This window comes from Fusobacterium sp. (assembly GCF_032477075.1).
In the GTDB taxonomy this organism is placed as follows: Bacteria; Fusobacteriota; Fusobacteriia; order Fusobacteriales; family Fusobacteriaceae; genus Fusobacterium_A.
On sequence record NZ_JAWDXO010000012.1, the window covers coordinates 70,261 to 92,359 of the forward strand.

The 22,099-nt window shown below is 28.0% G+C and carries 22 protein-coding genes; 3 read left to right on the forward strand and 19 right to left on the reverse strand.

What is annotated here, in order from left to right:
* Positions 1 to 33: 33 nt before the first annotated feature.
* From E6771_RS06860 to E6771_RS06890, 7 genes are all read right to left on the reverse strand, one after another.
* Positions 34 to 756 carry an SDR family NAD(P)-dependent oxidoreductase gene (locus tag E6771_RS06860; RefSeq protein ID WP_316090483.1) on the reverse strand — a complete coding sequence of 241 codons (723 nt, stop codon included), beginning with the start codon at positions 754 to 756 and terminating at the stop codon, positions 34 to 36.
* Positions 757 to 769: 13 nt separating this feature from the next.
* Complete coding sequence (locus tag E6771_RS06865) at positions 770 to 1,780, reverse strand: SPL family radical SAM protein (protein ID WP_316090484.1); 1,011 nt, start codon at positions 1,778 to 1,780, stop codon at positions 770 to 772.
* On the reverse strand, positions 1,746 to 2,582 hold the full coding sequence (locus tag E6771_RS06870; protein ID WP_316090485.1) for a spore photoproduct lyase: 837 nt from the start codon (positions 2,580 to 2,582) through the stop codon (positions 1,746 to 1,748). The genes E6771_RS06865 and E6771_RS06870 overlap by 35 nt, the downstream gene beginning before the upstream one ends.
* Positions 2,583 to 2,630: 48 nt before the next feature.
* The gene (locus E6771_RS06875; protein WP_316090486.1) at positions 2,631 to 3,125 is read right to left on the reverse strand and encodes a GNAT family N-acetyltransferase; all 495 of its coding nucleotides are present in this window, start codon (positions 3,123 to 3,125) and stop codon (positions 2,631 to 2,633) included.
* The gene (locus tag E6771_RS06880; RefSeq protein WP_316090487.1) at positions 3,122 to 3,553 is read right to left on the reverse strand and encodes a MarR family winged helix-turn-helix transcriptional regulator; all 432 of its coding nucleotides are present in this window, start codon (positions 3,551 to 3,553) and stop codon (positions 3,122 to 3,124) included. The genes E6771_RS06875 and E6771_RS06880 overlap by 4 nt, the downstream gene beginning before the upstream one ends.
* Before the next feature lie 293 nt (positions 3,554 to 3,846).
* Positions 3,847 to 4,647, reverse strand: coding sequence for a nitroreductase family protein (locus E6771_RS06885; RefSeq protein ID WP_316090488.1), 801 nt, complete (start codon positions 4,645 to 4,647; stop codon positions 3,847 to 3,849).
* 94 nt (positions 4,648 to 4,741) lie between these two features.
* Positions 4,742 to 5,389 (reverse strand): GntR family transcriptional regulator, encoded by a 648-nt coding sequence (locus tag E6771_RS06890; RefSeq protein WP_316090489.1) that lies wholly within the window; start codon positions 5,387 to 5,389, stop codon positions 4,742 to 4,744.
* A 487-nt stretch (positions 5,390 to 5,876) separates the two neighbouring features.
* On the opposite strand from E6771_RS06890, the gene E6771_RS06895 reads away from it, so the two are divergent.
* Positions 5,877 to 6,374 carry a YcxB family protein gene (locus tag E6771_RS06895; protein WP_316090490.1) on the forward strand — a complete coding sequence of 166 codons (498 nt, stop codon included), beginning with the start codon at positions 5,877 to 5,879 and terminating at the stop codon, positions 6,372 to 6,374.
* A 171-nt stretch (positions 6,375 to 6,545) separates the two neighbouring features.
* Here the strand turns inward: E6771_RS06895 and E6771_RS06900 are convergent, their stop codons facing one another.
* The 3 genes from E6771_RS06900 to E6771_RS06910 all read right to left on the reverse strand — a co-directional run bounded on the left by E6771_RS06900 (position 6,546) and on the right by E6771_RS06910 (position 9,944).
* Positions 6,546 to 7,400, reverse strand: coding sequence for a DUF6282 family protein (locus tag E6771_RS06900; protein WP_316090491.1), 855 nt, complete (start codon positions 7,398 to 7,400; stop codon positions 6,546 to 6,548).
* Positions 7,401 to 7,554: 154 nt separating this feature from the next.
* A complete protein-coding gene (locus E6771_RS06905) occupies positions 7,555 to 8,943 on the reverse strand; it encodes a sodium/glutamate symporter (protein ID WP_316090492.1) in 1,389 nt (462 codons plus the stop codon).
* 68 nt (positions 8,944 to 9,011) lie between these two features.
* Positions 9,012 to 9,944, reverse strand: a complete 933-nt coding sequence (locus E6771_RS06910) for an alpha/beta hydrolase (RefSeq protein WP_316090493.1) — start codon at positions 9,942 to 9,944, stop codon at positions 9,012 to 9,014.
* 245 nt (positions 9,945 to 10,189) lie between these two features.
* On the opposite strand from E6771_RS06910, the gene E6771_RS06915 reads away from it, so the two are divergent.
* Positions 10,190 to 11,056 (forward strand): MurR/RpiR family transcriptional regulator, encoded by an 867-nt coding sequence (locus E6771_RS06915; protein WP_316090494.1) that lies wholly within the window; start codon positions 10,190 to 10,192, stop codon positions 11,054 to 11,056.
* 430 nt (positions 11,057 to 11,486) lie between these two features.
* Here E6771_RS06915 and E6771_RS06920 read toward each other — a convergent pair whose 3' ends face one another.
* From E6771_RS06920 to E6771_RS06930, 3 genes are all read right to left on the reverse strand, one after another.
* Positions 11,487 to 12,461 carry a leucyl aminopeptidase gene (locus E6771_RS06920; protein WP_316090495.1) on the reverse strand — a complete coding sequence of 325 codons (975 nt, stop codon included), beginning with the start codon at positions 12,459 to 12,461 and terminating at the stop codon, positions 11,487 to 11,489.
* Positions 12,462 to 12,503: 42 nt separating this feature from the next.
* Positions 12,504 to 13,697, reverse strand: coding sequence for a sodium/glutamate symporter (gene gltS, locus E6771_RS06925; RefSeq protein ID WP_316090496.1), 1,194 nt, complete (start codon positions 13,695 to 13,697; stop codon positions 12,504 to 12,506).
* Between the two features lie 211 nt (positions 13,698 to 13,908).
* The gene (locus E6771_RS06930; RefSeq protein ID WP_316090498.1) at positions 13,909 to 14,697 is read right to left on the reverse strand and encodes an SDR family NAD(P)-dependent oxidoreductase; all 789 of its coding nucleotides are present in this window, start codon (positions 14,695 to 14,697) and stop codon (positions 13,909 to 13,911) included.
* A gap of 82 nt (positions 14,698 to 14,779) precedes the next feature.
* On the opposite strand from E6771_RS06930, the gene E6771_RS06935 reads away from it, so the two are divergent.
* Complete coding sequence (locus E6771_RS06935) at positions 14,780 to 15,151, forward strand: MerR family transcriptional regulator (protein WP_316090499.1); 372 nt, start codon at positions 14,780 to 14,782, stop codon at positions 15,149 to 15,151.
* A 130-nt stretch (positions 15,152 to 15,281) separates the two neighbouring features.
* Here the strand turns inward: E6771_RS06935 and E6771_RS06940 are convergent, their stop codons facing one another.
* From E6771_RS06940 to E6771_RS06965, 6 genes are all read right to left on the reverse strand, one after another.
* Positions 15,282 to 16,862, reverse strand: coding sequence for an N-acyl-D-amino-acid deacylase family protein (locus E6771_RS06940; protein WP_316090500.1), 1,581 nt, complete (start codon positions 16,860 to 16,862; stop codon positions 15,282 to 15,284).
* Positions 16,863 to 16,877: 15 nt separating this feature from the next.
* Positions 16,878 to 17,603 (reverse strand): serine hydrolase, encoded by a 726-nt coding sequence (locus tag E6771_RS06945; RefSeq protein ID WP_316090501.1) that lies wholly within the window; start codon positions 17,601 to 17,603, stop codon positions 16,878 to 16,880.
* A 24-nt stretch (positions 17,604 to 17,627) separates the two neighbouring features.
* Positions 17,628 to 18,932: a Na+/H+ antiporter NhaC family protein gene (locus E6771_RS06950; protein ID WP_316090502.1), complete on the reverse strand. Its 1,305-nt coding sequence runs from the start codon at positions 18,930 to 18,932 to the stop codon at positions 17,628 to 17,630.
* A gap of 114 nt (positions 18,933 to 19,046) precedes the next feature.
* Positions 19,047 to 19,355, reverse strand: coding sequence for a DUF3870 domain-containing protein (locus E6771_RS06955; protein WP_316090503.1), 309 nt, complete (start codon positions 19,353 to 19,355; stop codon positions 19,047 to 19,049).
* A 230-nt stretch (positions 19,356 to 19,585) separates the two neighbouring features.
* On the reverse strand, positions 19,586 to 20,476 hold the full coding sequence (locus tag E6771_RS06960; protein WP_316090504.1) for an endonuclease NucS domain-containing protein: 891 nt from the start codon (positions 20,474 to 20,476) through the stop codon (positions 19,586 to 19,588).
* Positions 20,477 to 20,729: 253 nt separating this feature from the next.
* The gene (locus E6771_RS06965; RefSeq protein WP_316090505.1) at positions 20,730 to 22,094 is read right to left on the reverse strand and encodes a sulfatase; all 1,365 of its coding nucleotides are present in this window, start codon (positions 22,092 to 22,094) and stop codon (positions 20,730 to 20,732) included.
* Positions 22,095 to 22,099: the final 5 nt, after the last annotated feature.

Genomic DNA, 22,099 nt, shown 5'->3' on the forward strand with positions numbered 1-22,099 from the left:
TAACCATTACATTTTTATTACATTATTAATATACTACACTTTACATTTTATGTCAATAACTTTTTTTATTTTTTTGCCTATCAAATGTCTTTGTGGTTGGAGGGTTATATCAGTTAAGATAGTTCCTTCTCTTTGAGATAATACCATTTCCACAGCTCCTGCTACACATTCAGGTGTAATATAGCTATTTTCTTCATCTCCTTGACAAAAATCTAAATGATCATAAAATGATGTCTTAGTAATATCAGGGTGAATGGTTACAACTTTTACTCCACTTTTTCTTACTTCATCAAAAAGCCCTTTTGAAAAATGTGATAACCCTGCTTTTGTAGCTGAATATGCACATCCGTAGGTACTAGATTTCTTAGCTGTAATTGATGAAATATTTATAATAGTTCCTCTAATTTTTTTTAAATCTCTTAAAAAAAGCTGTGTAAGAATAAGAGGAGCTTCAAGATTGAGAGTGACCATATTGTGTATTTTATTTATATTTATTTCTTCATGAGGTCCAAAATATCCAACTCCAGCACAATTTATTAAAAGTTCTATTTCAGTTTCTTTTTTTATCTCTTTTACAATTTTTTCTATATCAAAAATTTTTGTAAGATCACACACTATTTTTTTAAATTTATCATTGTATGTTATCTTTTCAAAATTTCTTCCTATTCCATATACTGTATATCCCATATCTATAAGTTTATTTGTTACTGCTAGTCCTATTCCTGATGTAGCTCCTGTTACAACAGCACTTTTCATATTCGTTCTCCTATTAGATAAATATTTTTTCCTCTTCTATATATTTCTTTACTTCTCTTTCCATAAAATCCATCATTTCATTTATATGTTGTGGATAATAACTATATACTCCATCTTTACAAAAAAATGGATATGAAAGTACTTCTGAAGTTGCTCTATATTTTCTCATCCTTTTGAGATATTCTTTAGATATTCTAAATGTTCCTATGTTTACATCTAAAATCTTATTAGGAGATAACTTATTAAAAGTTTTTTTTACAAGTTCTCCATACTCTTCATCAAAATTTTTCATATATATGACTGGATCAAAGCAAATTCTTACTTTCCAGCCTTTTTCCAGCATTTCACTTGCAGCTTTTAATCTTTGTTCTAAAGAAGCAGCTCCATTTTCATGTTGTACAGCAAATTCCTTTGGTGATAGTGTCCATGCAAGTATAAAATTATCTTTTGGTTTTAAATTCTTCAATACTTTTATATTACCACTTTTTGTTCTAAGTTCTATTTTTAATTTTTTATTTCTGCTCACAAAATCATACCACTGTCCCACCAATCCTGTTATCCCTTCCATTGCTAAAAGATCAGTATCATAAGAGATACATATATACATTGATTTTTTTTGAAGAATCCTTTCTATTTCACTAAAACAATCTTCTATATTTACAAAAATAACTATATTAGCGGATGTATATACTCCTTGTAAATAGCAATACTCACAGTCATATATGCAATTCATTATAGATGATGTATAATAAAAATTATCATTTCCAAAACTTTCACATACTTTTGCACCTTCATAAAGATAGTTTTCTTTTTTAACAGCTAATATAAGTTTAGGAGATTTTTTTTGCATGATAAAATTCTGATTTCCTTTAGAAAAAATTTCCTTATATATTTTTAATTCTATAACACTGGAATTTGGAAACTTTTCTAATATTTTTTTCGTGAGAGGATAATCAAAAGCTTCTTTTTCTATATATATATGTGAAAAGCTAAAGTTCAATAATTTCTTTTCTAATTCTTTCAAAATTTATCTTCCCCTCTCTTTTATCCTTTATCTTTATATCAGAATATTTTAAAATTATATTTTCAATACTTTTATTTTGAATTTTATAATACTTAATAAGTTCTATAAATTCATAATGCATACTTTCTGTGAGTTTTAAATTTCTCTCTATTTTTTTTATATTCTCTTTTTCTTCAGAAGAGAATATCTCCTTATTTCCAATATGAAAACTTTTTCTTTCTCCCAACCATTTTGCTATTTTATCAATTTTATTTTCTATCAATTCTATAACTTTCTCTCCTGTTATTTCTGAAGTATTTAAATGGTCTGATACTATTTTTATTATATTTATCTGATGCTGTAAGAAGAACAAAGATGCTGCTTCATATATGCCTGCTCCTTCCATATCTACTATTTCACCCTGTATCTTATCTATCTCTATCTCCCTATCTACAACATGAAAAAATGTTTCCAAAGTTCCTTCTCTGAATTCATGTTTAAATAACATATCTGGATAAAAATTTTTTTTGCTGCTATTATTGATAATTTTATTACAAAGAATTATATCACCTATAGAGGTACTCTCTTCCACAGCTCCACAAATACCTAAATTAACAAAAATATCTTCTTCTCTTATATCTAAGTTGCCTAATACATATGTAATTCCTATGGCTCCTTGCAGCATTCCAGTACCAGTTATTATCAAAACTATTTCTTCATTTTTAAATACCTGATATTTTTTTATTTCGTTATCTTTTTTTAATCTAAAATATGTTATCAATGGTCTAGCTTCCGCTGTCAAAGCTACTGCTATATATATCATATTTCCCTCTTTTTTTACTTTATTCTGTAAATATTTTACCACAATATTTTAAATCTTTTTATCATAACAATAGAATTCCTTTTCTTTTCCTAAGAAATTCATATTTCCTCTATGAATATACCCCAATTTTAACAAAAGTGTATTCATTTTTTTATTGACTGAATATGTATCAGTTTTAATATAATTCATCCCATTTTCTTTTGCTGTTTTTTCTGCAAATTCAATAAGTTTTGTTGCAGTTCCTTGATTTCTATATTTTGGATTTATAGACATTCTATGAAGTACCAAACATTTTTCATCTGATGACCATTTGATATCTTTATATTCATCTGGTTCTATAAAGTTAGCACATATAAAGCCATACAATTCTCCATTTTTTTCATTTACATAAAGAGACCCACTTTCTACATCTCCAATAAAATCATTTTTTTGTGGATAATTTTCATCCCATTGTGTATTACCATACATTTTCATTTCTTTAATAGTAGCTTTTATTATCTCCATTATCCTATCTAAGTCTTTTATGTCAGCTTTTCTTATCATTCTTTTCCCCCTTTTATTTTTAACCAATCTTTTGCTGCATTCTCACTCATTTTTTCTAATAAGTCTTCAACCATTTCTCTTTCTTTTTTAGTCAATCCTTCCATACATATTTCTATATTTCTATTTTCCTCATCAATTATAAATTCATAAACTTTTAATGCTTTTTCAGTTGGATATAGCTTATATTCTCTCTTATCTTTTTCATCCTGTTCTTTGTTCAGATATCCAGCCTCTATCAATTTTTTTACTGCTTTAGTTGTAGTACTCTTATCTACAGCTAATATTCTAGATAATTCTCTAAAATTGATTCCCTGATTTTCACATACTCTTGTAAGAAATATAAACTGCCCTTTTTGTAAGAATAACTCTCTATATTTTATATCACTTACAGAATGAATAGCTCTGGATAATGTTCCTATTTTTCTCAATATCTCATTATTTAATTTTTTTATTTTTCTCACCCCCTTTATAACAGTTGAACTTTCAATTATATTCTAACTTATTATAGTTGAAATGTCAACTATTTTTATTGTGTAGCAAATATATTATAATTTGGTAATAAATCAATTTTATAGCATTATCGTGTAATATGTTATTTTTTATTTTTAAATCTATTTTGGATATTTTTTAAAATTATTTAATTTTTTATATTTTCTAATACAATAAAAAAAGTGGCATCTGTATAGAAATACTCCATAATCTCTGCCACTACTTTATATCTTTATTTCCACGAAATTTTTGCCTTTTTTCTAGGAACAGTTCTTTTAAACTTTATATCTGGATAACCTATCAGCATACATAAAACAATTTCTTTCTTATTTATTCCAAGTATTTTTTTAGCTTTTTCGCTATTTTTTAAAGCTCTCTCAATAAATCCTGTAAATAAAACTCCTAATTTTTCTGCATTTGCCATAAGTTCAATATTAGAAGCTGCCAATTCTCCATTCAATGGAGACAGAGCTGTAACAATCAAAAGTACTGGTGCTTTAAAAAATAACATATCTTTCTCTGGATCTTTTTTATAATCTTCATACATCTTTATCCACCTAGGTGCATATGCTCCAATTACATCTTTTTCATTTAAATTTTCCAAAGCAAATTCGTACAGACTTTCCCATAATATTGGTTTTATATCTTCTAAAGTTTCTTGTACTACTGTATAAGACACATCCTGCATATTTGAGCCAGTAGCAGTATAACGCCCAGCTTCAAGAATCCTTTCCAACTTTTCTTTCTCTACTGCTTTATTTTTATAATGACGTATACTTCTCCTGAATTTTATAAAATTCAAAAGTGTATCAGGAGAAATATCAAATTTTTCTTTATCATATTCCTCTATTCCTTCTTGTGGATAATTGGTAATAGAAACTGCATTTACTGGGCATACTGCTATACAATGGCCACACTGCATACATCTTCCTTTTATTTCTGCTTTCCTATTTTCTAGAAAAAGATTTTCTGGAAAACAGTCTTTTACACAAGCTCCACAGCCTATACATTTCTCTTTGTCAATACTTACCATGCCATTCTCCTTGTGATGATTTAATTTCTACTATTTCAATTATATACTTTTATAAAAAAAAATTCTATTCTTTATAAAAAAAGTACCTTTTTAGCTATTTATTGTGGTTTTTTATAAATTCATATCCATTTTTAATATGTTTTGCCATAAGTTCAGATACTTTTTTCTCATCTCTTTTTTTCAAATATTCAAGAATATCCAAGTGCTCTTGTACTATTTCCTTTCTTCTCACTGAATATCTTCCTGAAATATCTCTATCATAGAGGATAACTACCATAAGCTCATTGAGGAGTTTACTTAATCTTTGATTTCCTGCTATTTTCAACAATTCATTATGAAATTCTGTATTTAATTCTATAAGTATTTCGGGAGTTTTTGCTTCATTACATTTCTCTAATATTTTTTCTAACACTTTTATATCTTCTTCAGTAATATTTCTAACTGCTAATTTTCCTACCATTCCTTCTAAAGCTTCTCTACATTCATATATTTCTAATAAATCTTTTTGTTCTATTCCTTTTACAATTACACCTTTCCATGAAGCTACTTCTATGAGCCCATCTGAAGCAAGTTTTCTAAAAGCTTCTCTTACAGGAGTAGGACTTACATCAAACATTTTAGCTATGGACGTTTCTGTTATTTTTGTTCCTCTTTCTAATTCTCCATCCATTATAAGTTCTTTCAATCTGTCATAAACTTTTTCACTTAAAGTTTTTTTATTATCTAATTTTATAAACTTCATTATTCCTCCCCAATAAAAACTTTATTTTACAAGAATATTTTACTATATAAAATTAATAAATTCAATTTTAAAATAGAATATATTCTACAGAATAATTTATTTACTTTTAATATTTTGTATCTTTTTCCATCTTTAGATTTTTCAAAATTATTCTATTTTCTGAATAAATTATAACAAATAATCTTATTATTTCTATGTTATATTCAAGTACATAAATAATTTTTTCTTACTTCTATGTTTATCATATTTTATTATTTATATATAAAACCTTCTTTCTGTTATTGTATTCATTTAATATAAATGATAAAATTATAATGTTAGGTTTTATAATAAAGAAATAAAAGTATTGTTACAGGAATATTATTAATATTATTTAATTATTATATGAAAAACAAATGAAAAAAAATAAAATATTAAAGAAGTTTTTAAATGATATTTATTTAAATTTTAAGATATAAAAAATCTAGAAAAAGGAGAAACAGCTATTATGAACATATTATTTGAAAACAAATACTACAATGAAAAAGATCTTTATGTTGAATATATAAAAGATGTACATTGCAAATATACAAGAAAGCTTGGATATATTCTCTTAATTTTAGGAGTATTTTATAGTTGCCTTTATATCTTTAAAATAAGAACAATCCCTATACTAATATTAGCTATACTTTTATTAGCTTTTTCATTACGACTTATTACCATCCATAAAATCTATCAAAAACATCTCAAAAAAAATGCTTTTAATTTACATAATGGAAAAATTTATGAATCTATTTTTCAATTCACAGAAAATAAAGTAATTTTAAGAGAAGGATCAATCTTAATGGAATTTGATTATATTCAAATTAAAAATCTAAAAGAATATAAATTGATTTATACCTTAATGATTGGAGAAAAACAAGGACTATTATTAAAAAAAGATAGTTTTTCTATTGGTACTTTTGATGAATTTAAAAAATTTATAGTCAATAAGATTAAAAAATAATTATTGAGTTTACTTTACAAAAAATATATAAAAAAAGGATAGCATCATTTAAAATGATATTATCCTTTAATATAATTGAATAAAATACATAAATAACAATTTCTTTTCTTTAATTAAAATTTTATAGTTCTTTTTTCTTCAAATAATTTCATATATTAGCTTCCTCATATCTCAGTTTTTAATTAAAAATTTAGGTACATTACATATTAAATTTTTAATATCTTCTTCTTTAAAATTATTTTTTAGCAGTACTTCTACAAAGTTTATAAATTCTTCTATTGGCTTTTTTCTTTCTACTTGACCTCTATCTGTAGATATATAAATATTTTCTGTTCCAATTTCTCTTATTGTCCTTATCATATGCTCAACTGTACAGTTGCTTTCAGCAATATTATACCAGCATTTTTCAATTTTAACTCCAATTTCAGCTAATTCTTTTTGTTTTTCCAAAGGCATGTAAGTTCGTTCCCATTCTGGATGAGTTAAAACCATTTTTATATTTCTTTTTCTTCCTTCTTTACAAAGAATTATAGATTCTTTAGCAGAAATATGTCCTGTAGCCAAAGGTACTCCATATTTTGAGACAATATCAAAAATATCATATACAGCTGGTAACAGCTGATCTTTTTCATTTAATATTTTTATTCCTGGTCTTTTAAAGAAATCACCCTCCATATCACCATGTAATAAGCAATTATAAGCATCTCTTGTTGGCATCCATACAATAGAGGCTCCTAAATTCAGTGAACTCTCAAGAGCATAGGGATTTAATCCTCCTACTGGCCAATTTAAGACAATTCCTCCATAAGCCTTAGTTTTATATTTTTTGGAATAATTCATAAGTAATGCCCTTGCTCCAGTTGGTTCATAATGATTTTTTATTAATACTCCACCTAAACCAACCTTATCCGCTTCATCCATCAATTGAAAATCATTTAAAGCTCTTTTTACATGAGATGGATAAGGGTGAATATGTAAATCATAAGCTCCTTTGATTAATTCTATAGCATGACTTCTATTTTCCATTATTTTTTCTCCTGTAATATTCTATCATATTCTTGATAATTAAATATAAAAACACTTGAATTTAATGTACTTACTAATACCTATTAATATTCCACAAAATTCCAATCCAGTTGTAGCAATACTATTTTGTTTTTAGCATACAATCTCCAATAATCTAATTCTCAATAATTTCTTTTTCACCTAATCGCAATTCACTCATTGGGATACTTAAGCTATACGAACCATATTTCCACTTGCTTACTAATAACATTCCTACTCCTACTATCATTAATACAGTTCCCACAGGAATTAAACCAGTATTTACTACTATAACTGGTATCATTGTCACCAAGAATAATTCTACAATGGACTGAAGGGTATAAGCAGTACCAAAATCATCTAATGTTCCTGTTTTCATTTCAGGATCAACTATTCTTAATAATGTAATTCCTATTGCCACAACTCCTGTAATATATCCAAATATAAAAATTGATCTTTCAAACCAAAAATTTCTGAATAGTTTTCTTCCAACAAAGAATACTAAAATATATGGCCATAATATTCCTAATAGACATAGTACAGCTATTGGTCCAAGGAAATCAAGAACAACTGATATTTTTATTGTGGCTATCCCAAAAGCTACTAAATAATCTGTTACACAGCTTCCTATTCTATCCACTACTTTTTTGTCCACATAAGTACCATAGCCAACTTTATTTAAAGTCCATTGAATAAAAACTCCAATTATCATAGTCAAGCACATAAGTGGAATTTCAATGTTTGGTAAATATTGTTTATATAAATTATAAATACCATATCCTATTCCTGTAGTAACTAATATTAAAGCAATATGCCATGCCAAAGGATCCATTGCCATTGGATGAATTGTTTCATCCCCCATAGAAGGTCTTTTTTCTTCAGGAATCATTCCTGTCTTACATTCAATAGGTAAAGAACCAATAGCATCTATCATCCTAGTAGCTTTCTTTCTAGTGGCATAATTAATACATATAATTCCACCAAATATTCCCACAAGTAATCCCAATGTTGCAAAAGTCTGCCCTATTATTATTCCATCATCTCTCCCCAACATAGTATTCAATGTTCCACCAATGGCAGCAGCATATCCATGCCCTCCCATAAATCCTGAAGGTAAAAGTAATGCAATTTCTTTAAAAACATTTGGAAATAGTAACATCATCAAAGCTCCACCAAATAAGCAAGCAGCACCAAAACATATTATTTCACTAGACATATTTATCAGGAAAGTATTTCCAACTTTATTAACTGTTTCTTTTAAACTAACTTTTTCTGTTTTTCCTAAAAATAATCCAGAAAATAAAACACAAACAAGTAAATAAGCATATGACCCTGTTTGGTCACTAAAAGGAACTATATTTAAAAATTGTTTTCCTGAAAATAATGCTAAAAATCCCGCAATCAGTGATGAAGGAATATAAAAATTTTGAAAGAACTTTACTTTGCTTCTTAGCATTTGTGCTATAAATAAAAAGCCAGACATTATACAAAAATCCATTAACATAGAATATGCTGTAAACCTCATCCTTTTCCCCCTTTTTAGAATGCAGCTGAATTTGAATAATCAGCTGCACCCATTTTAATGTATATTATCTATTTTAAATATTTCTTAAAGAATGCCTCCATTGCTTCTATTAATCCTACAAATTTTGGATCTTCATCAAACATCCATTCATTATGCTTTCCTTCCACATAATATATTTCTTTTGGCCCATTGGCTAATCTATAGGCTTCTTCTGCTTCTATTTTATCATGTAATTCGTTATATCTTCCATGACCTACAAATAGAGCCTTTGGTGATAATTTTGATAAAGTATTTTCTATATTAAATCGTAAAAATGATTCTCCAATGACAGAAGACATAGGAGTTGGGAACTCTTCTCCATTATTGATACCATTAGCCTTATCAGATACTCCTCCATTAATTTTTTTCAATGTTTCATCTATGTAGAAATTTCCACTTTCATCTATATTAGGATAACATACATAAGGATGTCGTAGTACTGGATCTCCAGTAGTTGCTCTAGTTACTTTATCTTCTTTCAGCATTCTTAGCATTTTATTATATTTATCATTTCCCATACCCATTCTCATCCAACGTACACCATTTACAAAAGAATTTAATGTAGCCACAGCTTTTACATCTTCCTCTCTAGCTGCTACTTCTACACAGACAGCTCCTCCTACTCCCCAACCAACTAAGCCTATCTTATTAGGATCTACCTCTGGCTGCACTTTCATAAAATTAACTGCATTTGAAATATCTTCCACTTCTCTTTCCAAAGTTGTATATTTAGGATATCCTTCACTTGGTTTAAATCCTCTATAATCAAAACCTAAACATACAAATCCCCTAGCAGTAAAAGCTCTTGCAAACATAGCGGGATAGACTATATTTAATCCTGTCCAACCAGAATTTGCTAATATACAAGGTCTCTTCTCCCCAGCCTTATAATCATCAGGTAAATAAATAGTTCCTACAATTTTTTCACACTCACTGTAAAAAATAATATCCCTTGTTTTCATAAAATACTTTTGTATGATAAAGCGTAGTTAATTATTTATCATACATCCTCCTTTTTAATTTATTTTGATTGTGTTAATTATGTATTACTATATAAAAAGCAAAAAGTCAACCTTTTTATTTAAAAAAAGAATTTTTATTCCTTTATAAGATAAATAAATTTCTTTTTATTATTATTTAAAACTTCATATTTCCTTATTTTTATGATACAATCTATTATAAAATATTTATAAGTGTGAGGGAGTTTATGAGTGAAATTAATATTATAGAAAAAATTGTAAAAATAAAAGATTTTTTACCAAAAAAACAAAAAATTCTATGTGAATATATAATCTTAAACTATTCTGAAATTGGATTAATGAGTATAAATGAACTGTCAGAAAAATCTGGTGTTGGAACAACTACTATTTTGAGATTAACAAAAGTTTTAAATTATTCTAGCTTTAGTCATTTTAAAAAAGATATTTTTAAAAACTCAATGACTACTAACATTTCTTCTTATGGTGGCTTAAAAGAAAGTTTTAAAAATATTACTGAAAACAAAAATTCTGATATTTTAAGTGTTGTTTCTTACGAATTGCTTTCATCAATAGAAAATTTTATTACACCACAAAATATTAAACAAATTAATAAGGCTGTGGAAATGATTGTAAAAGCAAAACAAATAAATATCTTAGGATTACGTTCTTCAAAGGCTGTTGCTTCATATTTAGAAGCCATGTTGGGTCGCATTTCTCCCAATGTTAAGCAATTAAATAGTGATTCTGAATATTTATTTGATAATATTATTAAATTAAGAAGTAATGATATCTTAATAGTTTCTTCATTGTGGCCTTGTACTAAAAGGACTATTACTGTCTCTGATTACTGTCATAAAAATAAAATTCCTATAATCCTATTAACAAATACAATATTAAATCCCATTGCAAAATATGCTAACATTGTCATTGATACTAATTCCGCCAATAAAAATGATGGAGTTATTCCAAATATGATTGTGGCTGAAGCCATTGTTAAAGAAGTTTGGAAAAAAAATCCTTCTAAATATCAAGAATATCTTGATAATTTGGAAAATCTTTTGGAAGAAAATGATATTTTTATTTGGAATAAATAGAATAGTAAAAAGAAACCAAAAACTTATACTGCACCCTCTATCTTATTTATCTAAGATAGAAAGTATAGTTTTTTATGACTAAATTGACAAATAGGAAAAAAGTTAAGATTTATTAATGGAGATTAAAGAGAGAAAATGGAAGTTTTATACATTAAGAAATATTTTAGAAAAGAATATAAAATAAGGTTATAAAATGAATTAAAGTATAGGAATATAAAAAAAGGTCATTCATTTAAAAAATATCTTTTTAAAAATTAAAAAATTATAAGATATTTAATAGTATAATTCTTCTAGAGCCATTTGAAAGACACAACAAAAAATGAAACCTTATAAAAAATCACCCCAAAAGATAGAAAGATTTTTAGATAAAATTCTAAAATATCATTTTTCTTTTGGGGTAATTTTAATTTAAGATTATATAGGATATCGACTAAATCATCAGTTCTCCATTTTTTAATATTACTACACCATCAGCAATAAGAGTTGGTTTTGTCATTATAAGATCATAGTGGCAAGCTGCCTTTATTATTCCTCCTAAAGTTATACTTGTTCCAACTCCTATATGAAGTGAACCAAATACTCCTTCATCTTCAAGCATACTTCCTGTAAATTTACATTCTGGATTTAAACCTACTCCAACTTCTGCTATATTATATACTTGTGGATCTTTTTTATCTATCCAGTCAGCTGCGAGTTTCTTAGCCTCTTCTCCTCCTGAAATACTTTCAGGAATAATATAACCATCTTTTACTTCTACTTTTACTGGAGTTTTTAATAATCCTATTCCAATGTATGGTATACTTGCATCTGCAACTATTACTCCATTTGCAGTTCCTTCTACTGGTGATACATTAGCTTCTACAGTTGGTATAGGTCCAAATTTTCCAGGTTCTACCAATCCTGTCATAGCATTTCCTCTTCTTCCTTTTCCTGAAAGTTTTAAGTTTGTTCCCATAGGAGTTGTTATAGTTATAACTTCCGCTCCTGCCATTGCAGCTGCTACTTTCTTACAATTTTCTGCTGCTTCATAGAAGTTTGCATTTACTCCCCCAGTTATCATTTGATCCTCGTTGAACTGTGTAAGCATTACTCCTCTTGAACCAGCTGCACATGCATCTTTTACTGCATGAGTATGGGTTATTGATGTAAATACTGCTCCTATAAATGCATCTGATTCCTTCATTGCAGCTGCTATTGTTTTTGGAGGTTCCTGTCCATCTCTCTCTCTTGGTGTCATTATATGTATAGTAGGTTCTGCTCCTGCTACTATTATTGCTGCTGCCAAAGCTTCTGCTATTCTCATTTGTTTAGGTTCTGTAACTATAACTACATTTTCTCCAGCTTTTACCCCTAAATTTATTTCCACTATTGCCCTTGCTCCTTTAGCCATTAATATTTTTTTCATATTTACCTCCTAATATTTTACATGTTTCTATATTATTTTTTATTATTTATATATATTTATAAAAGCCACTATTATTGCTGAGTTAAAAAAGTTTATAAACAAGCTTCCCACTAATGGAAGTATAAAAAATGCTGTTGGAGCAGGTCCATATTTTTCTTCTATTGACTGCATATTTGCCATAGCTGTTGGTACAGCTCCAAGTCCAAATCCACAATGTCCAACTGCCATCATTGCAGCCTCATAATTTTTTCCCATTACTCTATATGTAAAGAAGACTGCACATAATCCCATTAATATAGTTTGTGCTATTAATAATATTATCATTGGAACTGCAAGATCTGTAAGCTGCCATAATTTTAAACTCATCATTGAGAAAGCTAAGAATAATATCAGCGAAATATCTCCTATTATTCTAATTTCATTTTCTTTTATTTTTAACCAAGTTGAATAGTCAGCAATATTTCTTATTATTGCTGCTGCAATCATAGCTCCAACAGAAGCTGGAAATGTAAGTCCAGTTTTTTTTAAAAGCATTGATATTATACTTCCAAGAGCCATGGATACTAAAAGCTGATAAACAGCTGAGTATATTCTTTTTTCATCAAGTTTTTCATTTCCTTTTTCAATTTCTTCTATTCCTTCTACTTTTTCGGCTGCTTTTCCAGTTAAAAGTTTATACTTTTCAATAAGAAATTTTCCTATTGGTCCCCCTGTCAAACTTCCTGCTACCAATCCAAATGTAGCTGCTGCTAAAGTTATAGTAAGCGCATTTTCAAGTCCTGCCTCTTCTAAAACTGGAGCAAATGCTGCAGATGTACCATGTCCTCCTGTCATTGGTATTGAAGCTGTTGCCAATCCTACCAACGGATTCAAACCTAATAATTTTGCTAGATATATTCCTAAAAAGTTTTGTAAAATAACAACTATTATAGAAACTATCAAGAATTTTATAACCTTTGGTCCACCTTTTTTTAGTAATTTATAACTTGCAGTAAATCCTATACTTGAGTAAAATGCAAGCATAAATACATCACTGAGAGCAAAATTAAATTTAAAAGTAAATAATCCTGTGCTGTAGCCAATTGATAATAAAGTGGTAAAAATGAGCCCTCCTATAACTGGTATAGGTATGCAAAATTTTCTAAGTATTTCTACTCTTTTTTTAATATAATCTCCCACCAATAGAACGATAACAGCCAATGCAGTTGTAAGGAACAAGTTTAAATCAATTACCATAATTTTCCTCCTTTATTCTCAGTGATTTTTCTATAGAACTGCTTTGGGCTTTTATAATGTCACAATCATTTTTTAAACATTATATATTCTATAGAATATATTATATTTTAAATTTACACTTTTTTATCCAAAAAGTCAATAAAAAATCTTATTTTCTTACATAAAAATAAATGAGTTCCAATGTTAAAGGAGTTATTGTAAGAAAAAATTTTTAATTCTGAATCTTTTGATTATATGTAGAATTTCCTGCGTATGGGAATTTTGGTTCACTTAATTCAAAAGCAAAAGTTTCCCTATCTACTAAGCCAACTACATAACTGCTATCATATAATCTTAACAAAAATTCTGCTACCTCCTGACTTGTATGATAAGTATCAAATAATCTGTCATAGTTATACTCACGGACATTATTTGCCACTTTTCCAAACTCTGTTTTTGTTGCAGCAGGAGCCAACACTTTTACTTGCATTTTTCCATTAGATAATTTCAATTCCTGTGCTAATCCCTCTGTAAAAGTACTTACATAAAATTTTGTAGCACAATAAGTTATTGCAGTGGGAACAATTGTATAGCCTCCACTTGAGGAAATATTGATAAGTTGTGTTCCTTCAACATCTTTATAATCATGAACAAACATAGAAGAAAGTATAGTAAGGGCTGTCACATTCAAGCAAAGCATTTTTTCAATTTTCTGTAACTCTTGCTGTGCAACACTTTCATAGTTCCCAAAACCTGCACTGTTAATCCATGTTTCCAGTGTATATATTTTCAAATCCCTATATAGCTGATATACATTTTCTAGTATAGATAAGTCCACAGTTTTAATTATGACATCAACATTCGGATATTCTGCCAAAATTTCCTGCCTTAAACTTTCAAGTTTATTCCTACGGCGAGCAATTATAATCAAGTTTTTACTGCGTCTAGCAAATGCTTTTGCTGTTTCATAACCAATACCAGAGCTTGCCCCAGTAATAACAATATATTTTTTCTGAATCATTTGAAAAACCTCCTTGTGTTTGATATAATAAGAGCATATAATATAGAGTTAACTCTATGTCAAGAAGGTAAAGGTGATTTTTATGAATTATTCAATTGGAGAATTTTCTCAACTGACAAATTTAGGTATACACACTTTACGGTACTATGAACATGAAAATCTGATTATGCCAGAAAGAAATTCTAGCAACCGCCGCCGTTATTCTGATAAAGATATTGAATGGATTGATTTTATCAAACGACTGAAAGATACTGGTATGCCTATCAAAGAAATTAAATACTATGCAGAACTTCGAGCACTAGGTGACCCTACATTAAATACAAGAATGAAAATGCTGATACAGCATCGTGAAAATCTAAATGAAAAAATTAAGCTGTTACAAGAACATAGAGATAAACTGGATGAGAAAATCAAATTTTACCAAAAAGAAATTTCACAAACTATAAATGAATGAGAATATCAAAAACAGTAAATAGAAAAGGTGGAATAGTCCTGTTATAAGGACTATTCCACCTAATTGAAAACACTTTTTTATGACAAAAATATAATAGGGTCTGAAATTATTTGGGCAAAATATTTCTTAATTAAATACACTTTCCTGATCTTTCTCCAGTGAATACTCCATTTTTAACTGCTATTTTTCCATTAACTATAACATATTCTATTCCTTCAGATTTTATGAAAGGATTTTCAAATCCAGCTTTATCTTCAATCTTTTCATAATCAAATATAGTTATATCTGCAAAATATCCTTTTTCTATTCTTCCCCTTTCTTTTATAGAAAAGATATCAGCAGTTTTAGAAGTTATTTTATTTATCATTTCCTCAATGCTAAACATTTTTCTTTCTCTATTTATTCTTATAAATTTAGGAAAAGTTGCAAAGTTTCTTGGATGTGGAATACCAAATTTTTGAATTTTTTCAACTGGTACTGAACTTCCATCACTTCCTATTACTCCTATAGAAGTATTCATAAAATTATACATATCTTCTTCTCCTATAGAAAAATATATTGCTTTTGCCCTTCCAGCACTTTCTCTTATAAGATAGAGAATTGTTTCTACATCTTTCATTTTAGTTTCTTCTACTATTTCCAAAACTGTTTTTCCAGAAAATTTATTCTCTGAAAGAAAACTATTAGATATTAATATATTAGATATTCCCCCTCTTTTATAAACAATATCCATGATATCATTTTTTTCATCTTCGGTAAGAGTATCTATCCTATCAATGAATTTTTTTACATCTCCATCAAATATTTTTTCAGGAATAAGTACCATAAGAGTAGTAGAAGTTGCTGTATATGGATATTGATCATATGTTATATCAAGCCCTTTTTCTCTTGCTTCTATTATCAACTTCAAAATATCATCTGATTTCCCCCAAAATCTTCTATCCATTATTTTCAAATGCGAGATATTTACTTTGCACTTGCTTTTTTCAGCACATTCCAGTACTTCTTTTATAGATTCTACAACATTTTCTCCTTCATTTCTTATATGAAAAGAAGCTGTTTTATTATATTTAGCTGTAGTTTTTAATATTTCAGTAATTTCATTTTTATCCATAAAATTTCCTGGTTGATATACAAGTCCAAAAGATACTCCATATGCCCCCTCCTGAAGTTCTTTTTCTAAGACTTCCAACATATTGTTCATCTCATCTTCATTTAATTTTTTAGTACTGAATCCTACACTGTCTACTCTTATACAACCAGTTCCTACAAGATAAGCCTGATTTGTAATAAATCCTTTTCTATTTATTGCTTCTTTTAAATCTTTCATACTTTTTATATTTTCCAATTCAGTATTATCTTCTGGCAATACAAAATGATCTTTTACATATTGTTTAAACTCATTATTATATTCTTCTCCTGCTGGAGATATCCCTATTCCACAGTTACCACTTACTTCAGTTGTCACTCCCTGAAGTATTTTACTTGTCATTTCTTCGGAAAAAAATGCTGCTAAATCAGAATGACAATGTGGATCTATAAATCCTGGTGAAACGATTTTTCCAGAAGCATCTATTACTTTTTTTCCTTCTAATTTTTCCGATGATATCTCAGTTATTCTATCTCCAGTTATTCCTATATTTACATTTTCAGCTGCTTTTTCTCCTCCAAAAACAACTTTTCCATTTTTTATAACTAAATCAAATACCATTGCTCCTCCAGTTTTCTATTTACAATAGTTATCAAAAATTACTTTCCCTATTAAACTATTTATTTTGATTCCATCTTCATTTTTCTCTAAATCCTTTGTAAGAATTATAATATCCACCCATCCTCCATCAAAGAATAATCTTCCAGCATCATGTTCTATATACATAAGCTCTCCTGTTTTATGAGCAAAATCTACTTCTCTTGGAAAATAAAGAGGTATCTTACTACTATATGCCTGATTTCTTAACATATCTAAATCATCTGGATTCTTACATAATATTTCCAATACTCCTAAAACATCCTTAGGAGTAGTAAAATTATCTTTTCCAGCTTCTCTAGCTTTTGTATCCATCATCTTTCTTCCTAAAATAGTTTTTACAAATCCATTTTCTTTTATGTTCTCATTTATTCTTTCCATTCCAATATAATCTATCAGTATATTTGTTGCTGTATTATCACTGAGACATATCATAAGATAAGCTATATCCTTTATAGTAAGAGGAAGTCCATCTTCCATTACTTTTAATACTCCACATCCTCCAACTTTAACATCCTTTTTTAATTTTATCTTTTTATTATAATCCTCCTTCTTCAATGCCATGAGAATAAAAAGTTTTATTAGACTTGCTGATGGAAATACCTTTTCTTCATTTATCATAATTGTCTTTCCAAAAGAATCTCTTATTATTATTCCAGTTATCCCACTATTTTCACTTATTATTTCTCTTATTCTTTTCTCCATTATTCAATCCCTCCGAATTTTATTTTAAATCGAATAAATAATTGCTCTTATTATTACATATATTACCATTACTATTGTTATTGACATTCCATTTCTTATCATACTTTTTAAATCTTTTGAACGCGCCAATCCCATCTGTCCTATCATATCTCCAGTTGGATAAGCAAAAGATGTTATCTGTGATCCTATCAAAAGTACAGTTCCCCATATTGTCATAGGAAGATTTATATCCATAACTATATTTTTAAATAAGTCATTTAATACAACTGATTGTGCAACAGCTGCACCTGATACTCCAAATATTCCTACAAGCGTACTTATTATTATGAAACCAATATCTCCACTTACTTCTATCAATGGTTTCAGCATATCTCCCAATGTAGTAAATGCTCCTGTCATTGTTACAAATTTCAGAAATGGATCATATAATACAAACATGAAAAACAGCCAAAACATTCTTGTTGCTCCTTTTGTCAGACTTCCAATAATATCCATCATACTTCTTCCTGCTGCTAACCCTGTTGTAAAAGCCACTGCAAGCATAACTACAATTGCATACGCTGCTCCTGCTTTTGCATATATACCATATGCAAGCATCCCTATCATCACTACAGCAAACACTATTGTTGCTTTATTTATCTCAGGTGTAGATACAAATTCTTCATCCTTATCCATATCTTCTGCTGAATACATTTCAATTCCTTCATACTGCTTCTGTACTTTTTTTCCAGTATAATAAGTAGTTATAAGCACAAGAATAGCTACTGGTACCCCCACATTAGCCAGATATGCTCCATATGTAAGTCCTGTAAGCCCCATTAATGTAATTACTGGGGGAACAAATGGTCCTAAAAATAATCCACATGCTCCAGCACCATGAAGAATAACTGCCAGTGCATTAGGTGTCAATCCAAAACTTGCAACTATTGGTATCAAAATTGGTGCTATCATAGCATTTGCACCTGCCAATGTTCCTAAAAGAGAAACTAACAGAGTTGAAGTTCCCATAGTCACTATTATAGCTTGATTCTGACTTTTTATTCCCACTTTTTTTATCAGTATTTCTACTAGATTTCTGGCAACTTTTGTTTCAGTCAATACTTCTCCTAATCCTGCTCCCATCATGATAATAAATCCAATAAGTCCTAAAAATGACTTAAGTCCATTTGCTATTTCATTTGATAAGCTTACTGGTGTCTGTCCAGTCAAAACTGCTCCCACTAAAACGCAGATGATAACTGTTGAAAGCAGATTTTTTCCCTTAAATGCAAGATACAAATAAATAACTAATGGTAAAAAACCTATTAATGCTGGTAATCCAAATATCATAAAATCCCTCCTCTGTGTTTTATAAATAAAAAAGGTCTAAAATTTACACATTCAAAAAGAAATGGTAGAATTTTAGACCTTACTTACTTAAATGTTTAACCGTAAACAAGTGTTTTAATTCTTAGACTTTATATATTTTTTTATCGCATCTTTATATGCAACTATTATTGACTTTTGTGAACTTCCTAAATAAGTTCTTTCAACTTCTGCTATTATTTTATCTTGATCTTTTATAAAATTTTTCCCTACAAATATCTCTTTCACAAAAGAATTAGTTATTTTTAAGATAGAGGATACCTCTGTTTCCAGAATTATATCATCCTTTTCTGAAACTATAAATGCTAGAAAGAATCTATTATAATTTTTAGTTATAGGATTATCTAGATTAGTTTTTGCATTTCCTACAATATATTTTTTTTCCATTTTTATGTGCTCCAACAACTATATTTTCAAATAAAAAAATCATTTTGTAACTTATTCTAACATACTAAATTTTAAAAATCAAACTTTTATCTTTATTTTATTATATATATTTTAAATATATTAATTAAAAACAATGGATAAACTATGTATATATAATTTTGAATTCAAAAATTTTATCAGTTTTATAGATAAATTTTATTAAAATAAAATGATTTTTTGTAACTATTTTTTTAATTTATATCATAAACTTTATCTAAATACACTTTAGCTTTTTCATAATCTTCTATATTTTTTATAGTTATTTCAAAATCTCCTGTTCCCCAATGTCCTATATTTCTTACATCTCTTGTAAGTCCTTCTATTAATACTTCTTTGTCTGGATTTAATTTCAAATATAAAACTATCTCTTTTTTATAAAGTTGCAAACAAACAATATTTTTAACTTTTTTAAAAGCTACATAAAGTTTTAATTTATTTTCAGAAATATCATCTCCTTTTGACAATATATAATCCTTTATTGAAAAATATAGTTCTTGTATATTTTTAGGAGACTTTTTTATTTTTTCTTCTATATCACATTCTTTTATACTTTCTTTATTTGTAATTATCTTCTCTTTTATAGGTTTTGCCATGGGAGCATTTATATGTTCAAAAAGAAGAAGATTATCTTCAAATTTATTATATTTTACTAATTTTATATTTTTTTGCATTTGATTAACTGCATGTTCATCATATTTAGTAAATTCCTTAGCAATACAGATAACACAAGGTGCAGACCAATCTATATTTTTCGCAATCTCAATACCTAATTTTTCCATAACCAATATTTGAAAATCTGCCTTATGATCCAATAACCAGTCTAAATAAAATAATCCTTGATTAATAACATTTTCATCTCTGCTTCTTTTATATTCAAATATAACTGGACAATTATTTTCATCTATTCCTAAACTATCCATTCTTCCATTAGTTATAGAATACTCACTTTGTAAAAATCTAATTCCAAAAAACGTTTCCATATTGTTTTCAATTAAATTTTGAATTTCTTTTTCTAATACTACTGCACTTTGACTTAATTCTTTCACTCCATTTTTTATTTCAAATAAATTTATATCAGACATATCCCACCCCAGTTATTTTGAATTATTATATTCATAATTTTAATTGTATCATTTTTTAAAGGAGATTAATAGTTCTTCCTTATCCTAATTTCATAAACTAGTATATTTTTTATATACCACTATAAATTTTCCTTAATATTTATTAAGTAATAATTTTTATAATATAATCTTTGTTAATAAATCATTATCCTTGCTTAATAAAAAAGCTATAGACAGTTTTAATTGCCTATAGCCTTCCAAAAATTTTTATTTTTTAATTATATGAAACATAATCATCTTTATTTTTACTTGAAGCAGTTTCACACTCTACTTTATTTACCTTATATCCTTTTTTTATCTCAAGTGCTCCTTTTAAAATGGGATCATCAGTTTTAATCTGCTTTTCAAGTAATACTTTTCTTAGATTTTCCAAAATTTCTTTATATTTAATATCATCTACAAGATTATTTCTTTCTGTTGGATCATAATAGAGGTCAAAAAGCCCTTCTCTATACTTAACTTTTTCTCTTAATCCATTATTCATAAGAAAATCTTTAGGTACAGACTCATCCATATTTGAAAGATTAACTTTGTTCCAAGTTTCATCATAATATTTTATATATTTGTAACGTTTTGTTCTTACACATCTCACAGGTTCGTATGATGTATGAAAATTGATTTCAGCAAATATATATTCATCAAGCAAAGCCTTATTATTGACAAAAGCTTCAGCAAAAGACTTTCCTTCCAGATAATCAGGTTTATTTAAATTAAGAAGTTCACACAATGTAGGAAATACATCTATTTGTGAAACCAGACTATCCACAACTTTTCCATTAGAATCTGCTTTGGGAACTTTCATTATCAATGAAACTCCTATTCCAGTATCTGTAAGATTGCACTTATTAAATGGAAGTGCCAGTCCATGATCCGTAGTAAAAATTATAATAGAATTTTTATAAAGGTTATTTCTCTTTAAAGCATCTACTATCATTTTTACATTTTCATCTGCATAATGAGCTGTTGTCATATATTGAGCATGATCATGTCTGTTTTCTTCATTACTTGTAATTGGATAAGGAGGAACTACATATCTTTCATCTATAAACTCAGCTACTTCTACTGGATAAGGTCTGTGAGTGCTGTGCATCCCAAAAGATAATAAAAATGGTTTTTCTTCATTATAGTTATCAAGCCATTTCACCACTTCAGCAGCATTATTTCTATCCCATAAATGAAGTTCTTCTTTTTTAAATGGTTTGGAATCAGTTGTAATTATTTCTTTATATCCTAAATTATGAAGTCCATTTTTTTCTAAATCTAGATACCACCCATATTCATGCTGTATTCCACATAAGCAAGTATTGTATCCATTATCTTTTAAAAAGTTAGCTAAATGCCTTTCAGGGTTGTAAAGTGAAAATCCTCTTTGAGCTAATCCAAGCATCCCATTTTGATGTGGAAAAGTTCCTGTTAAAAGAGCAGCTCTGCTTGGAGAACAAGTTGGCCCTGCACAAAAAGCATTTGTAAAGACTACAGAGTCTTTTGCTAGTTTTTTTAGATTTTCAGTTGGAATATCATATCCATAAGGACTCATCATTCTTCCACTGTCATGTGTATTTATATATATAACATTCATCTTTG

What these genes read in the sequence shown, in the direction of transcription:
- E6771_RS06945 (WP_316090501.1), bottom strand. Translation starts at nt 17,603, where the DNA reads ATGGAGAAAAGAATAAGAGAAATAATAAGTGAAAATAGTGGGATAACT.
- E6771_RS06875 (WP_316090486.1), bottom strand. Translation starts at nt 3,125, where the DNA reads ATGATAAGAAAAGCTGACATAAAAGACTTAGATAGGATAATGGAGATA.
- E6771_RS06960 (WP_316090504.1), bottom strand. Translation starts at nt 20,476, where the DNA reads ATGTCTGATATAAATTTATTTGAAATAAAAAATGGAGTGAAAGAATTA.
- E6771_RS06935 (WP_316090499.1), top strand. Translation starts at nt 14,780, where the DNA reads ATGAATTATTCAATTGGAGAATTTTCTCAACTGACAAATTTAGGTATA.
- E6771_RS06900 (WP_316090491.1), bottom strand. Translation starts at nt 7,400, where the DNA reads ATGGAAAATAGAAGTCATGCTATAGAATTAATCAAAGGAGCTTATGAT.
- E6771_RS06915 (WP_316090494.1), top strand. Translation starts at nt 10,190, where the DNA reads ATGAGTGAAATTAATATTATAGAAAAAATTGTAAAAATAAAAGATTTT.
- E6771_RS06890 (WP_316090489.1), bottom strand. Translation starts at nt 5,389, where the DNA reads ATGAAGTTTATAAAATTAGATAATAAAAAAACTTTAAGTGAAAAAGTT.
- gltS (WP_316090496.1), bottom strand. Translation starts at nt 13,697, where the DNA reads ATGGTAATTGATTTAAACTTGTTCCTTACAACTGCATTGGCTGTTATC.
- E6771_RS06930 (WP_316090498.1), bottom strand. Translation starts at nt 14,697, where the DNA reads ATGATTCAGAAAAAATATATTGTTATTACTGGGGCAAGCTCTGGTATT.
- E6771_RS06965 (WP_316090505.1), bottom strand. Translation starts at nt 22,094, where the DNA reads ATGAATGTTATATATATAAATACACATGACAGTGGAAGAATGATGAGT.
- E6771_RS06895 (WP_316090490.1), top strand. Translation starts at nt 5,877, where the DNA reads ATGAACATATTATTTGAAAACAAATACTACAATGAAAAAGATCTTTAT.
- E6771_RS06950 (WP_316090502.1), bottom strand. Translation starts at nt 18,932, where the DNA reads ATGATATTTGGATTACCAGCATTAATAGGTTTTTTACCATTAGTTATT.
- E6771_RS06885 (WP_316090488.1), bottom strand. Translation starts at nt 4,647, where the DNA reads ATGGTAAGTATTGACAAAGAGAAATGTATAGGCTGTGGAGCTTGTGTA.
- E6771_RS06920 (WP_316090495.1), bottom strand. Translation starts at nt 12,461, where the DNA reads ATGAAAAAAATATTAATGGCTAAAGGAGCAAGGGCAATAGTGGAAATA.
- E6771_RS06860 (WP_316090483.1), bottom strand. Translation starts at nt 756, where the DNA reads ATGAAAAGTGCTGTTGTAACAGGAGCTACATCAGGAATAGGACTAGCA.
- E6771_RS06940 (WP_316090500.1), bottom strand. Translation starts at nt 16,862, where the DNA reads ATGGTATTTGATTTAGTTATAAAAAATGGAAAAGTTGTTTTTGGAGGA.
- E6771_RS06955 (WP_316090503.1), bottom strand. Translation starts at nt 19,355, where the DNA reads ATGGAAAAAAAATATATTGTAGGAAATGCAAAAACTAATCTAGATAAT.
- E6771_RS06910 (WP_316090493.1), bottom strand. Translation starts at nt 9,944, where the DNA reads ATGAAAACAAGGGATATTATTTTTTACAGTGAGTGTGAAAAAATTGTA.
- E6771_RS06870 (WP_316090485.1), bottom strand. Translation starts at nt 2,582, where the DNA reads ATGATATATATAGCAGTAGCTTTGACAGCGGAAGCTAGACCATTGATA.
- E6771_RS06905 (WP_316090492.1), bottom strand. Translation starts at nt 8,943, where the DNA reads ATGAGGTTTACAGCATATTCTATGTTAATGGATTTTTGTATAATGTCT.